This window comes from Frankia sp. CcI49, assembly GCF_001983215.1.
Lineage (GTDB): Bacteria > Actinomycetota > Actinomycetes > Frankiales > Frankiaceae > Parafrankia > Parafrankia irregularis.
This window is the reverse complement of record NZ_MOWP01000036.1, coordinates 115,258-128,183: the sequence shown is the minus strand read 5'-3', so window position 1 is coordinate 128,183 and position 12,926 is coordinate 115,258. Positions and strand designations below refer to the sequence as shown.

General features: G+C 70.8%; 9 protein-coding genes. 2 read left to right on the top strand and 7 right to left on the bottom strand.

Translation table 11 applies throughout. The annotated features are described in order from the left end of the window. The first annotated feature begins 838 nt into the window (after window positions 1-838). Complete coding sequence (locus CcI49_RS31830; protein WP_054571225.1) at window positions 839-1,534, top strand: GntR family transcriptional regulator; 696 nt, start codon at window positions 839-841, stop codon at window positions 1,532-1,534. Window positions 1,535-1,626: 92 nt separating this feature from the next. On the opposite strand, the gene CcI49_RS31825 is transcribed toward CcI49_RS31830, so the two are convergent. After that, a complete protein-coding gene (locus tag CcI49_RS31825; protein ID WP_054571254.1) occupies window positions 1,627-3,117 on the bottom strand; it encodes an aldehyde dehydrogenase family protein in 1,491 nt (496 codons plus the stop codon). A 153-nt stretch (window positions 3,118-3,270) separates the two neighbouring features. On the opposite strand from CcI49_RS31825, the gene CcI49_RS31820 reads away from it, so the two are divergent. Beyond that, window positions 3,271-3,723, top strand: coding sequence for a DUF4334 domain-containing protein (locus tag CcI49_RS31820; RefSeq protein WP_054571224.1), 453 nt, complete (start codon window positions 3,271-3,273; stop codon window positions 3,721-3,723). 117 nt (window positions 3,724-3,840) lie between these two features. Here CcI49_RS31820 and groL read toward each other — a convergent pair whose 3' ends face one another. The 6 genes from groL to CcI49_RS31790 all read right to left on the bottom strand — a co-directional run bounded on the left by groL (window position 3,841) and on the right by CcI49_RS31790 (window position 12,776). After that, the gene (groL, locus tag CcI49_RS31815; RefSeq protein WP_054571223.1) at window positions 3,841-5,481 is read right to left on the bottom strand and encodes a chaperonin GroEL; all 1,641 of its coding nucleotides are present in this window, start codon (window positions 5,479-5,481) and stop codon (window positions 3,841-3,843) included. Between the two features lie 403 nt (window positions 5,482-5,884). Further along, window positions 5,885-7,150 carry a cytochrome P450 gene (locus tag CcI49_RS31810; protein ID WP_198955699.1) on the bottom strand — a complete coding sequence of 422 codons (1,266 nt, stop codon included), beginning with the start codon at window positions 7,148-7,150 and terminating at the stop codon, window positions 5,885-5,887. After that, window positions 7,147-8,502, bottom strand: a complete 1,356-nt coding sequence (locus CcI49_RS31805) for a condensation domain-containing protein (protein ID WP_054571221.1) — start codon at window positions 8,500-8,502, stop codon at window positions 7,147-7,149. Before CcI49_RS31805 ends, CcI49_RS31810 begins: the two co-directional genes overlap by 4 nt. A gap of 415 nt (window positions 8,503-8,917) precedes the next feature. Beyond that, window positions 8,918-10,315: an NtaA/DmoA family FMN-dependent monooxygenase gene (locus tag CcI49_RS31800; protein ID WP_241840358.1), complete on the bottom strand. Its 1,398-nt coding sequence runs from the start codon at window positions 10,313-10,315 to the stop codon at window positions 8,918-8,920. Further along, window positions 10,312-11,616: an LLM class flavin-dependent oxidoreductase gene (locus CcI49_RS31795; RefSeq protein ID WP_076832850.1), complete on the bottom strand. Its 1,305-nt coding sequence runs from the start codon at window positions 11,614-11,616 to the stop codon at window positions 10,312-10,314. Before CcI49_RS31795 ends, CcI49_RS31800 begins: the two co-directional genes overlap by 4 nt. Then, window positions 11,613-12,776 (bottom strand): LLM class flavin-dependent oxidoreductase, encoded by a 1,164-nt coding sequence (locus CcI49_RS31790; protein ID WP_076832847.1) that lies wholly within the window; start codon window positions 12,774-12,776, stop codon window positions 11,613-11,615. Before CcI49_RS31790 ends, CcI49_RS31795 begins: the two co-directional genes overlap by 4 nt. Between the last annotated feature and the right edge of the window lie 150 nt (window positions 12,777-12,926).

Genomic DNA, 12,926 nt, shown 5'->3' with positions numbered 1-12,926 from the left:
ACAAATGGGGAGGGCCACTCGTTCGACGAGCGGCGACTGCCAGTACGTTATTCGACGTTCCGGGCATTGCGCAAGGCTTGTTTCTGGACGGGTTCTCCGCGCGCGACAGAACTTACCAATGACGGCGGCGGGCATGGTCGATGAATCGAATCCGAACAGCGCGTTCCCGCCCGACCAGACAGAAGAACACACTGGCCAGGTGAGGATGAGCGCTTCCGAGACCGGTCAGCAGGCGGCCTTTCGTACCGCGGTACCGCGGTACGACGGTCGATTTCCATTGGGATGGCCGGTCAGAGCTGGTTCTGGGATCCCAGGCGAATCTAGTACGCCACCACGGCACACGCCAGAGGTTTGGGCCCATTTTCAACGAAGGCGAACACCACCTAACGCATTCCATCACCTTCCATGGCAATCAGTGAACACCGAGCCCTTTCCACCGTCGCCTCAGGATCGCGACATCCCCTACCTGGCAGCGCAGGACAGAAAAGGCTCGTCGCATCCACCTGAAAAGGTCACCCGAATCAGCCCTCACCGGTCTGCCGACACCCGGCCCCCTCTCGGTTCGCGACGTGTGCGCGGCCGAGCGGGTCGGCCCGACCGATCCCGCCGGCCCGGCCGACTCAGACGGCTTGGTCGACGCAGAGATCCTGGTTCTCCCGAGTGGCTTGGCCAGCACCCGCGGCCGAGCTCGGCCCTCGTGGGGGCAGCGGTGATCGCGCCGCGCGGCAGGTGGGCACCCAGTTCCACCACAACCCGTCTCATATCTCATATGTTTGATAGGCAGCGCTGCGACCGGCCGCTCACACATCCCGCGGCGGGCGACCAGGAAGGGCGGCACATGACCAGGCCAGCCGGAACACCACGCACCCGCCGCGGCACTCCGCTGCCGCGAGCACCCCAACTCGCCGACGAGGTCGCCGCGCACCTGCGCGACCTCATCATGTCCGGCGAGATCTGGCCCGGCCAGTACATCCGCCTCGACGACGTCGCCCGCGAACTCGGCGTCAGCGTCACCCCCGTCCGCGAAGCCCTCGTCCGCCTGCGCAGCGAGGACATGGTCGAACTCGAACCCCGCCGCGGCTACGTCGTCACCCCCCTGTCCCAACAGGACGTCCGCGACCTGTTCAACCTCCAGGGCCACATCGCCGGCGAACTCGCCGCCCGCGCGGCCACCACCATCGACCCCCCACACCTCACCCAGCTCCACGACATCCAACAAGCACTCCGCAACGCCGTGGAAACCGAGAACGTCGACCAGATCGAACAACTCGAGTTCGAGTTCCACCGGGTCATCAACCGGCTCGCCCACGCCCGCAAACTCTCCTGGTTCCTCCACACCGCCAACCGCTACACACCCGCCCGCTTCTACTCCACCGACCAGGCCTGGCGCGCCGACATGCTCCAACGCCACGACGCCCTGCTCACCGCACTCGAAAACAAGAACACCGAAGAAGCCCGCGCCATCACCGTCCGCCACTTCACCGACGGCGCCGACCGCCTCATCAACCACCTCGCCAAACTCGGCATGTGGTGACGGCCGTAACCGCACGGGCGCTCGGCCACGTGCCCGGGCCCGGGCCCGGGCCCGAAACCGTGCCCGCTCGCAGAAGCGGGCCCGCTGCCCGTTCACCGGCGCCCGTGCCGCAGCCGGAACATCCGCAGCGCGCTCGGCACCGCCTTCGGTGAGCGCTCCAGTGTCATCAGATCCACGGGGCTGGCGAAGCGAACGCTTGTGATCGCCTTCGGCCGGCTGAACTCCCGCAGGCCGTCGGCACCGTGGATGCGGCCGAACCCGGAGTCGCCGACACCACCGAAGGGCAGCGCCGGGATCGAGGCGAACCCGAGCACGCTGTTGACGGAGGCGGCCCCGGTGCGCAGCCGGCGCGCCACATCGAGCCCACTGCGTCGGTTGCGGGTGAACACCGAGGCGGCGAGCCCGAAGCGGGAGTCGTTCGCCCGGCGGACGGCCTCGTCGAGGTCCGCGACCTTGTCGATGACCAGGGTCGGCCCGAACGTCTCCTCCCGCGCGGCGAGGCTGTCGGACGGCACGTCGACAAGCACCACCGGCGCCACGAACGGCGCGTTCACCGCGTCCAGCCCGCCGACCAGGGCCCGCCCCCCGCGCCCCAGCGCGTCGGAGATGTGGGACCGGATGATGTCGACCTGGGCGGGCATCGTGATCGGCCCGTAGTGGTCGCCCTCGCCGTCGCCGGGGCGCAGCCGGGCCGCGAGGGTGGTGACCCGGGAGACGAAGTCGTCGTACACGGTTTCGACGACGAAGACCCGCTCGACTCCGGCGCAGGTCTGGCCGGAGTTGCCCATCCCGCCGAAGATCGCCGCCTTCGCCGCGGCGTCGAGGTCGGCGTCGGCCGCGACGATCAGCGCGTCCTTGCCACCCGCCTCGATCACCACCGGGGTGAGGGTGCGCGCGCAGGCGGCCATGACCCGCTTGCCGGTGGCCGTCGAGCCGGTGAAGGCGATCTTGTCGACGCCGGCCTCGCACAGCGCGGCGCCCGTCTCGCCGAACCCGGTGACGACCTGCAGCACCGGCTGCGCGGGCAGCAGCTTCGCCCACGTGTCGGCGAGCCAGCGCCCGACACCCGGGGTGTACTCGCTGGGCTTGAAGACCACCGCGTTACCCGCCGCCAAGGCGTAGGAGATCGAGCCCATCGGCGTGTAGAGCGGGTAGTTCCAGGGACCGATGACCCCGACGACCCCGAACGGCGCGTATTCGAGGATGGCCTTCTGGTTGGCGGCCAGCAGCCCCGTGCGCACCTTGCGCGGACGCAGCACCGCACGGGCGTTGCGGGCGGCCCAGTCCAGGTGCTCGACGGCCAGCATGATCTCGAGCACCGCGTCGTCGAACGGCTTGCCGGTCTCGGCGCGGATGATCCCGGCCAGGGTGTCGACCTCACGGACCATCGCCAGGCGCAGCGCCGCCAGGTGTGCGCGGCGGCGCTTCCAGCCGATGGAACGCCACCATTCGCCCGCGCCGCGGGCGGCCTCCACCGCGGCGCGCACGTCGGCGGGCGCCGAGACCGGATAGGACGCGGCATCCGCACCGGTGGCCGGATGATGCGTCACTAAGACAGCAGGCTGATCGGCCATGGTGGTCATCGTCAACACCCCTGGGCAGACATCCAATATATTTGGTATCCGGCACGATACAGGCCATGAGGCCAACGCGGGAGACGGCAGCACGCACTGATCCCACGAATTCGCGCGGCCGGGAGACGTCGACAGTCACAGCCACCGTGCCGGGAGAATGAGATGAAACTGACGAGCAGTGCGGCAGCCATCCTGGAGCTCATCAGGACAGGCGCGAACGAGTCGGCGGAACCGCTGCTGGCGTTGTTCGACGAACTCGATCCGGTACCAGCGACGTTCATGTATGGCCGCTGGCGCGGCGGCCTGCTCACCGCGGATCGCGAGCTGGGCGTACTGCTTACCCGGATGAAGTGGTACGGCCGACATTTCACTGACGCGGAGCACGCCGACCCGCTGTTATGCCGCCGCAGCGACGGCACCCTCTACTCGTTCGCCGGGCTGGGCCTGGCCCGCCTGCGGGAACTGAGCTTCCGCGGCAAGGTCTCCGCGGCGATGATCTACGACGACCAGCCGATGATCGATGTCTTCCGGAAGATCTCCGAGAACGTGGTGCTCGGCGTCACGGACACCAAGGGCCGCCCCACCGACTTCTTCTTCCATCTCACCCGCGACTGACCCACCCGCGACCGACCCACCCGTGACCGACGCGGTAACGACTGAGGGGAACCACCGGGCCCGCACGGCTCGGTGGTTCCCCTCAGCAGGTGACGTCGGCTGCCGGCAGCCGTGGGCTCAGAAGCCCATCCCGCCCATCTGGCCCATGGCGGCCGCGTCGACGGCGGCCGCGTCGGCGGCGGCGTCCTCCGGGGTGATCGCCACGACGACCTCGACGGTGAGGAAAAGGCCCGTGATCGACGCGGCGTTCTGCAGCGCCGAGCGGGTGACCTTGACCGGGTCGATGATGCCGGCGGCGACCATGTCGACGTAGTCGCCGGTGGCCGCGTTCAGGCCGTGGCCGGTCGGGAGGTTGCGCACCTTCTCGACCACGACGCCGCCCTCGAAGCCGCTGTTGAACGCGATCTGCTTGATCGGCGCCTCCAGCCCGAGCCGGACGATGCCCGCCCCGGTCGCCTCGTCGCCGGTGAGCTCGAGCTTCTCGAAGGCGCTGGTGGACGCCTGCAGGAGAGCGACGCCACCGCCGGCGACGATGCCCTCCTCGACCGCGGCCTTCGCGTTCGAGACGGCGTCCTCGATGCGGTGCTTCTTCTCCTTGAGCTCGACCTCGGTGGCCGCGCCGACCTTGATGACCGCGACACCGCCGGCGAGCTTCGCCAGCCGCTCCTGCAGCTTCTCCCGGTCGAAGTCGCGGTCGGCCAGCTCGATCTCGCTGCGGATCTGGTTGACCCGCCCCGCGATCTGGTCCGGGTCGCCGGCTCCGTCCACGATGGTGGTCTCGTCGGCGGTGACGACGACCCGGCGGGCCCGGCCCAGCACGTCCAGCGTGGCGCTCTCCAGCTTCAGCCCGAGGTCCTCGGTGACGACCTGACCGCCGGTGAGGATCGCGATGTCCGCCACCTGGGCCTTGCGGCGCTCGGCGAAGCCCGGCGCCTTCACCGCGACGCTCTTGAAGGTGCCGCGGATCTTGTTCACGACCAGGGTCGCCAGCGCCTCGCCCTCGACGTCGTCGGCGATGATGACCAGCGGCCGGCCGGCCTGTGAGACCTTCTCCAGGATCGGCAGCAGCTCCTTGACCGCCGCGATCCGGGCGCTGGTGAGCAGGATGTACGGGTCGTCGTAGACGGTCTCCATGCGGTCGGTGTCCGTGACGAAGTACGGCGAGATGTAGCCCTTGTCGAAGCGCATGCCCTCGGTGAGCTCGAGCTCCAGGCCGAAGGTGTTGCTCTCCTCGACGGTGATGACGCCTTCCTTGCCGACCTTGTCCATCGCCTCGGCGATCATGGCGCCGATGGCCGGGTCACCGGCGGAGATGGAGGCGGTGGAGGCGATCTGCTCCTTGGTCTCGACGTCCTTCGCCATCCGCCCGAGCTCCTGGGCCACGCACTCGGCGGCGGCCTCGATGCCCTTCTTCAGCGCGAGCGGGTTCGCGCCGGCCGCGACGTTGCGCAGGCCCTCGCGCACCAGCGCCTGCGCCAGGATCGTCGCGGTGGTGGTGCCGTCACCCGCGACGTCGTTGGTCTTCTTCGCGACTTCCTTGACGAGCTCCGCGCCGATCTTCTCGTACGGGTTCTCGAGCTCGATCTCCCGCGCGATACTCACACCGTCGTTCGTGACGGTGGGAACACCGAACTTGTTGTCCAGGACGACGTTGCGCCCCTTGGGGCCGAGCGTGACCTTCACCGCGTCGGCCAGCTGGTTCATCCCGCGCTCCAGGCCGCGCCGCGCCGCCTCGTCAAACGCGATCATCTTCGACATGCGTGGTGAATCCTCCTGGGGCGAAGCCTGCACGGAGGAGTGCCAGGCGCTGGCGGGTGCCTGACGAGAAAAGACGAAGGAGCCCCGGACCGAAGGCCCCCGCCGCGCCACACGTTGGCACTCTCCCTAGCTGAGTGCCAGCAACTGTACAAGTCACGGCGTGGCACTCGGCGTCCCCGAAAATGAGGTGACCACCACGGTGCGCGATCGGACCGATGGGCTCGCGCGGCACGTCGGATCCACTCGCCGGGGCGCGGCCCCCTCCGGCGCGGCTGGCCGGGGGGAAAGGAACGGATGCCGGCGTCCGACCAGCGAGCGGCCCCCTGCGCTGGCTCCGCCATCCAGGCCAGGCACCGGCAGGACAGCACCAGAGTGCCCCCGCCACCTGGGCGCCCGCCCTGCCCTAAGGCGGTGAGAAGCGCACCGGGAGCCGCTCGACACCACCGAGGAGAACCCCCGGCCGCCGGGCAAGTTCCCGGGGGTCGAGGGCGAGCATCAGGCCTGGCCGCTTCTCGAAAAGCGTCCGGATCGCGATCTGGGCCTCCATGCGCGCCAGCGGGGCGCCGAGACAGTAGTGGATCCCGTGGCCGAAGGCCAGATGGCGGCCGCGCKCTCTGCCGATGTCGAAGGCCGCGGGATCCGGGAAGCGGCGCTCGTCCCGGTCGCACGACGCGAGCGCGACGAGGACCAGGCTGCCGCCACCGGGAACGGCGGTTCCACCCAGCTCCACGTCCTCGGTGGTGAACCGCCAGGTCGTGGCCTCCAGCGGTCCGTCGTACCGGAGCACCTCCTCAACGGCGTCGTCGAGGAGAGACCAGTCCGCACGCAGCGCCGCGAGCTGTCCGGGATGCCGGAGCAGCGCGAGGACGGAATTGCCGATCAGGCTCGCCGTGGTCTCGTGACCGGCGGAGACAAGCAGGAAGACGGTCCCCTGGAGCTCGTCCTCGGAGAGGCGGCCCGCATCCGCCGCGCGGACGAGGTCGCCGAGCAGATCCGGCGTCGGCCGGCGGCGGCGTTCCGCCACCAGACGTGCCAGATAGCCGCGCATCTCGCCCACCGCGCAGCGGGTCTCCTCCGAATCGCTGTCGGAGCCCAGAATCACCGCGGACCAGCGGTGCAGATCGGTGCCGTGCTCAGGAGGGACGCCCAGCAGCTCGCAGATGACGGTGATCGGGAGCGGAAAGGCCAGGCTCTCCATGAGATCCGCCTCGCCGCGCATCGGCATTCCGTCGATCAGCTCGTCGGCGATCTCCTGGATCCGTGGCCGCAGCGCACCCAGCCGCCGGGGACCGAAGGCGCCGGAGACCACCCCCCGCAGGCGGCCGTGATCCGGCGGGTCGGAGTTCAGCATGTGCCGCCCCAGCCGCGCCGTCCGTCTGCGGCCGTCCCCCATCTTCGCCTGCCGCAGGTCCGGTGCGGCGGCCGACCAGTCCTTGCGCAGCCGGGGGTCGGTGAGGGCGACGACCGCCTCGGTGTATCGCAGGACGAGCCATGCCTCGACGCCGCCCGCGAGCGTCACCTTCTGGACGGCCCGCTCCGCCCGCAGCGCCGCGTAGAACGGATGCGGGTCGGTCGTGGAACACGGCCCCGGCGAGGCCAGGTCGATGGCTCCGGCTCCGGCCGCGAGACGGCCTGCGTCCCGTTCACCCCCGACGGCGTCCATGGTCATCGGCTCCCGCAGGCGAGCTCGACGATCCGAGCCTGCGTCGAACGCAGCAGCCACTCGGCGCGCTGCGGCTCCATGAGGTCGTCCCGCCAGGTCAGGCGCAGGTGAACGCAGTCGGTGTCGTGGACGACCATCAGCATGAGCGCGGCCGCGAGGCGGCGCACGGGCTCGGTGTGGATGGTCTCGTCCGCGCCGTCCGGGGCCAGACCGCTGGCACCGCGGCCGAGCCCGGTCGGAATGTAGTTGAAGGTCGCTCGGGCGACCGCCGGCGAACCGGCGTCCGGGATGAGGGCGTCGCGAAGCTTGTTGACCCTTCGGCGGTCGACGCGCGCGAACCGCCGGCCCGCCTGGGTCTGCCGCTGGCACGACGCCATGATCTCGGCTGGGCCGTACCCGTCGGCCGGCCGGCGGATCACGATCGGGGCCTTCATGAACATCTTGCTCACCGAGCGGAGATCCGCGTCCGAGTTCCTGTTCGCGTAGAGGTTGAGAACACCGATGGCGGGCGCGTCGAAGAGCTCGCAGAGCGCCATCCCGAAGACGGCCAGGAAGATCGTCGCGGGGCTCGCTCCCAGCACCCGCGACGCCGTGGTGGCGGCCCGGTTGAGGTCCGACGAACTCAACGTGAGCGTGTGGTGGGGCAGGTCCCCCGGGGTGCCTCCCGCCGGCCGCACCGTGGCCGGATCCGCCGGCACAGCGAACTCGGCCAGTTCCGCGAACCGTTCCAGCCAGTACACCAGGGCATTCTCAGCATGCCGCCGGCCTGCCGGGGAACGCTCCCATTCCGTGACGTCRAGCGGTTGCGTCACCGGCCCGGCGGGATCCGGGCGACGAAATGCTCCGCCGGGGGCGGCATTTCCGCCCAGCAGGCGGGTGATGTCGTCCCGAGTCACCACCATGCCCCACATGTCGACGGCGCTGTGGTCGCATATCACAGCCAGCTCACGGACCGACGAGGAGGAGGCAGCGGTCTCCAGGACGACTCGGATCGGCCACTCACGGGACACCTGGAATGGAGTCCGCAGCGCCTCCTGGCATTCCTGGGCCATCTTTCCGGGCCTGGCGGTCCGCACGATGTGCTCGATCGCTCCGATCTCGCGCGGAGGCGGGGCGACCCGCTGCCGGGAGGCCGCCGCTCCGACTGCGTCGAACACGGTGCGCAGCGCCTCGTGACGGCAGACGAACGCACGCACCGCGTCGAGCGCCGACGAGATCGAGGCGCCGTCGGCGGGCACACCGATGATCGTGTTGTACTCGTGGCTGAGGCTCGTCGGGTACTGCGGCTGGGTGAGCAGCCAGTCGATCTGCATACAGTTCAGATCGCCCTCCCGCCAGCTGCCGTCACCAACGGGCATGCCGGACATCCAACGCCCTCCAATCCCTGGCCCTCTGGAATCACGCAGCACTGAAAGGTTCCACCGGCCCGCGGATGGAGCATTGTCCCGAGAAGGCGATGAGTGGCCTCCCGTTCCGATACGGAAATCGCCTGCCATCCACCCGGCCTGACCAGATCCGGCCAGACCACACCGCCACGTCGACCACGAAATTGCCGGCGGATTTCTTACTCGGTTCCACGGAATGGTTGAAAGCCGTGTCAACGGTAGCTCGGCGCACCAACCAGAACCGACCTAATAGCGCCCTGCAATCATTCGATCAAGCCACCCTATTACCATTCTCCGGCGCTTTTCAGGGTGGTAGGGCGGGATGGTTTCACGCCGGGTCACCGCGGCCGGGGCGCGTCCTTCCAGCTCGCCGGCCCGCGGTGACGGCTCACTGCCGAGCAGGCACCGGCCGACCGCCGACACCCAGGTGTTCGCGCAGGGTGGTGCCCTCGTAGTCGGCCCGGAACACGCCGCGCTCCTGCAGCAGCGGRACGACCGTGTCGGCGAACTCGTCCAGGCCGGCTGGGGTGATGTGCGGGGCGAGGATGAACCCGTCCGCCGCCTGCTCCTGCACGAAGCGGTTGATCGTCTCGGCGACCGTCGCCGGGCTGCCGACGAAGGTCTGCCGTGCGGTCACCTCGATGATGACCTCCCGGGTGGTGAGCTTGTGCTGCTCGGCCAGCTCCCGCCACCGCCGGGCGGTGGCCAGCCGGTCGTCGAACATCCGCACGCTGGCCCGCCCCTGGGCGATCGTGTGCTCCCCGGGCAGCGGGTCCTCGGTGGGCAGCGGCCCGTCCGGGTCGTGGCCGCTCAGGTCCCGGTTCCACAGCTGCTCGAGCAACAGGATGGCGGTGGCACCGCTGACCTGCTGGCGGCGGACCTCCGCCGCCCGCTCCCGGGCCTGCGCGTCGGTGTCCCCGAGGACGAACGTCGCCGCCGGGAGCACGAGCAGGTCCTGCGGCGCCCGGCCGTACCGGGCGAGGCGGCGTTTGACGTCCGCGTAGAACGCCCGCCCGGCGTGGAACTCGCCGTGCCGGCTGAAGATGGCGTCCGCGGACGAGGCGGCGAACTCCCGGCCCGCGTCCGAGTCACCCGCCTGGAAGATCACCGGCCGGCCCTGCGGCGAGCGGGGCACGGTGAAACGCCCGCGGATGTCGAAGTGGGCGTCGGTGTGCCTGAACGAGCCCGCGGCGGGATCCCGCAGGAAGACACCCGACTCCTTGTCCGCCAGGATGTCGCCGGGCGCCCAGGAGTCGAACAGCTCCAGGGCCGTCCGCAGGAACGTCTCGGCACGTTCGTAGCGCTGTGCCTGGGGCAGGAACCCGCCGCGGCGGAAGTTCTCCCCGGTGAACGCGTCCCAGGACGTCACCACGTTCCACGCGGCTCGGCCGTCCGAGAGATGGTCGAGGCTCGCGAACTGGCGGGCGACCTCGAACGGCTCGTTGAACGTCGAGTTGATCGTGCCGGCCAGCCCCAGCCGGTCGGTCGCCGCGGCCAGGGCGGCCAGCACGGTGAAGGTGTCGGGGCGCCCGACCACGTCGAGGTCGTGGATCCGTCCCCGCTGCTCGCGCAGCCGCAGGCCCTCGGCGAGGAAGAGGAAGTCGAACCGGGCACGCTCCGCGGTGCGCGCGAAGTGGACGAACGACGCGAAGTCGATATGACTGCCCGATCTGGGATCGGACCAGACGGTGGTGTTGTTGACCCCCGGGAAGTGCGCCGCGAGATGGACCTGCCTGGGCTGGCCGCGCGCTGGACCGCTCGGCTGGGCGCTCACGTGGCCCGTCACGTGGCCGCCTCCGCGTAGCGGTTGGCCGGCAGGCCCAGGCCCAGCGTCCCGCGCAGCGTGCCGGCGCCGTACTCGGCCCGGAACAGGCCGCGGCGGCGCAGCTCCGGAGCCAGCCCACGGGTGATCGTGACGAGGTCGGTGGGCAGCACCGCCGGGCGCAGCTGGAAACCGTCGATACCGAGGGCGCTCCACTGCTCGATGAGGTCGGCCAGGCCCGCCGGCGARCCGACGAAGATCCGCGCGTCCGAACGGTAGGGCCGCCCCCGGCCGGAACGCTCGTCGAGGCGCTCCCGGCGCGCCACGGCCTGGCCGGGGGCGTCGTCGAGGAACACCACGAGATCGGCGAACACCCTGACGTCGGCGGCCGGGCGCCCGGCGGCCTGCCAGGCGGCCCGCACCTCGGCGACGATCCGTGCGGCGTCCGCGGCGTCGCGCGGGGTCACATGGACGAGGTCGGCCGACCGGGCGGCGAACCGGTACGGCAGGTCCGCATGCGCCAGCGCGGTGACCAGCGGCTGCCCCTGCGGCGGTCGCGGGACGATCGACGGGCCGCGCACGCTGAACCAGCGGCCGGCGAAGTCGATGTAGTGCAGCTTCTCCCGGTCGATGAACCGGCCGGTGGCCACGTCGCGGATCTCCGCGTCGTCCTCCCAGCTGTCCCACAGCCGGCGCACCACCTCCACGTAGTCGCCGGCCTCGTCGAACAGGTCGGCGACGAACTCCGCCGGCCACGCCCCCGGGGAAGCCGGCGGGGCGGGGACGTCACGCCGGCCGAAATGGGCGGCGTCGGCCGGTGACCCGGCGACCCGTACCCGAACCCCGGCCCGCCCGGAGCTGACATGGTCGAGGGTGGCGATGGCCTTCGAGAGGTGGAACGGCTCGGTGTGGGTGACCACCGCCGTCGGCACGATGCCGATCCCGCGGGTGCGCGGGGCGACCCGCGCCGCGACGAGAACCGCGTCGAGCCGGCCCCGCACCTCGTCGACGCGCTCGTCCGGCCCGTCGAACCGGGACGACTGCAGCGCGAGGGTGTCCTCGATCGTCACGAAGTCGAGCCGGCCGTGCTCGGCCTCCTGGACGAGGTCCGTCCAGTAGCGGCCGGAGAACAGCTCCCCCGGCCGGGCCTCGGCCTCACGCCAGGCCGCGGGATGCCATCCGCAGCCGTCCAGCGCCACGGCCAGGCCCAGCCCGCGCCCGCCGGGTACCGGCTCCCGCTGTTCCACCAGCTGTTCGGTCGGCTGTTCGGTCGGCTGTTCGGTCGGCTCCGCCTCCGGACGCGGCGTCGTCCCAGGCGCGGTCACTGGTTGTTCCAGGCGTCGGCGAGCAGCTGGTAGGAGCGCACCCGGTCGGCGTGGGAGTGGGTGATGGTGGTGATGAGCAGCTCGTCGGCTCCGGTGACGTCCCGCAGCACCTGCAGGCCGCGCACCACGGTCTGCGGCGAGCCGACGAACTGGGTGTCCGTGCGGTCCGCGATCAGCGCACGCTGCTCGTCACTCAGGGCCGCCGCGGCCTGCGCCGCCTCCGGTGGGCTCGGGTACGGGATCGCTCCCCCGCCCGCCCGGATGCTCGCCACCCACGGCCCGTAGCCGCTGGCGAGGTGCCGTGCGGTCTCGTCGTCGGGGGCCACGACGACATCCGCGGAGACCATCACCCGGGGCCGCGTGAGCACGCCCGGGCGGAACGACGCCCGGTACGCGTCGATCGTGTCGAGCACCCCCGCCGGGGTGATGTGGTAGTTCGCCGCCAGCGGCAGCCCGAGCTCCCCCGCCGTCCGGGCGCTCTCGCCCGCGGTCGACGCCAGGATCCAGATCTGGGCGTCCGCCCCCTGCGCGGCGGGCGCGGACAGTTCGGTGCCGTCCTCGGCCCGCAGCGTTCCGGCGAACAGCGCCTGGATGTCGCGGACGAGCCCGGCGTAGTCGTCGTCGGGATCGTCCCGGAAGCCGACGAGCCGAAGCAGCCGGCCGAGCCGCTGCAGGTCGAAGCTGAGCGCCGGCTGCGCCGGGACCAGCAGGCCGCCGACCACCCGCGAGGACGACGCCGACGACGACGCCCGTGCCGGTTCCGGTGCGGGTGCCACGGCTGCAACGGGTGCCGGGGATGCGGGGGGTGCGGGTGCCTGCCCAGCCCGCTCGAGCAGTCGCCCGACGCTGGACCGGCCGAGACCGAGGTCGATCCGGTCGGGGAGCAGGTGGGCGAGCGTGCCGAACTCCTCGGCGATGACGACCGCGGTGTGGTGACCGGTCTGCACCGCTCCCGAGCCGACCCTGATCCGTTCCGTCGCGGAGGCCACCAGCCCGATCAGCACCGCCGGCGCGGCGGAGGCGACCCCCGGGGTCAGATGGTGCTCGGCGAGCCAGTACCGGCTGTAGCCGAAGCTCTCGGCCCGGCGGGCCAGGTCGATCGTGTTGCGCAGCGCGTCGGCCGCGGACGACCCGRCCGTGACCGGCGCAAGGTCCAGCACGGAAAGTGGAACAGCTCCAGGTGAGGACAACGGGCCACCGCCCCTTCGATCACCACGAATGACAAGGCATGCAACGCCACTTTGTTCATCTGATTAGTGAAGATTAGGAGCGTAGCGCCGGCTCGTCCAGTGGAACCGCGCATCGCGTTC

Coding starts and splice junctions, on each gene's coding strand:
- CcI49_RS31830 (WP_054571225.1), top strand. CDS start 839: ATGACCAGGCCAGCCGGAACACCACGCACCCGCCGCGGCACTCCGCTG.
- CcI49_RS31825 (WP_054571254.1), bottom strand. CDS start 3,117: ATGACCACCATGGCCGATCAGCCTGCTGTCTTAGTGACGCATCATCCG.
- CcI49_RS31820 (WP_054571224.1), top strand. CDS start 3,271: ATGAAACTGACGAGCAGTGCGGCAGCCATCCTGGAGCTCATCAGGACA.
- groL (WP_054571223.1), bottom strand. CDS start 5,481: ATGTCGAAGATGATCGCGTTTGACGAGGCGGCGCGGCGCGGCCTGGAG.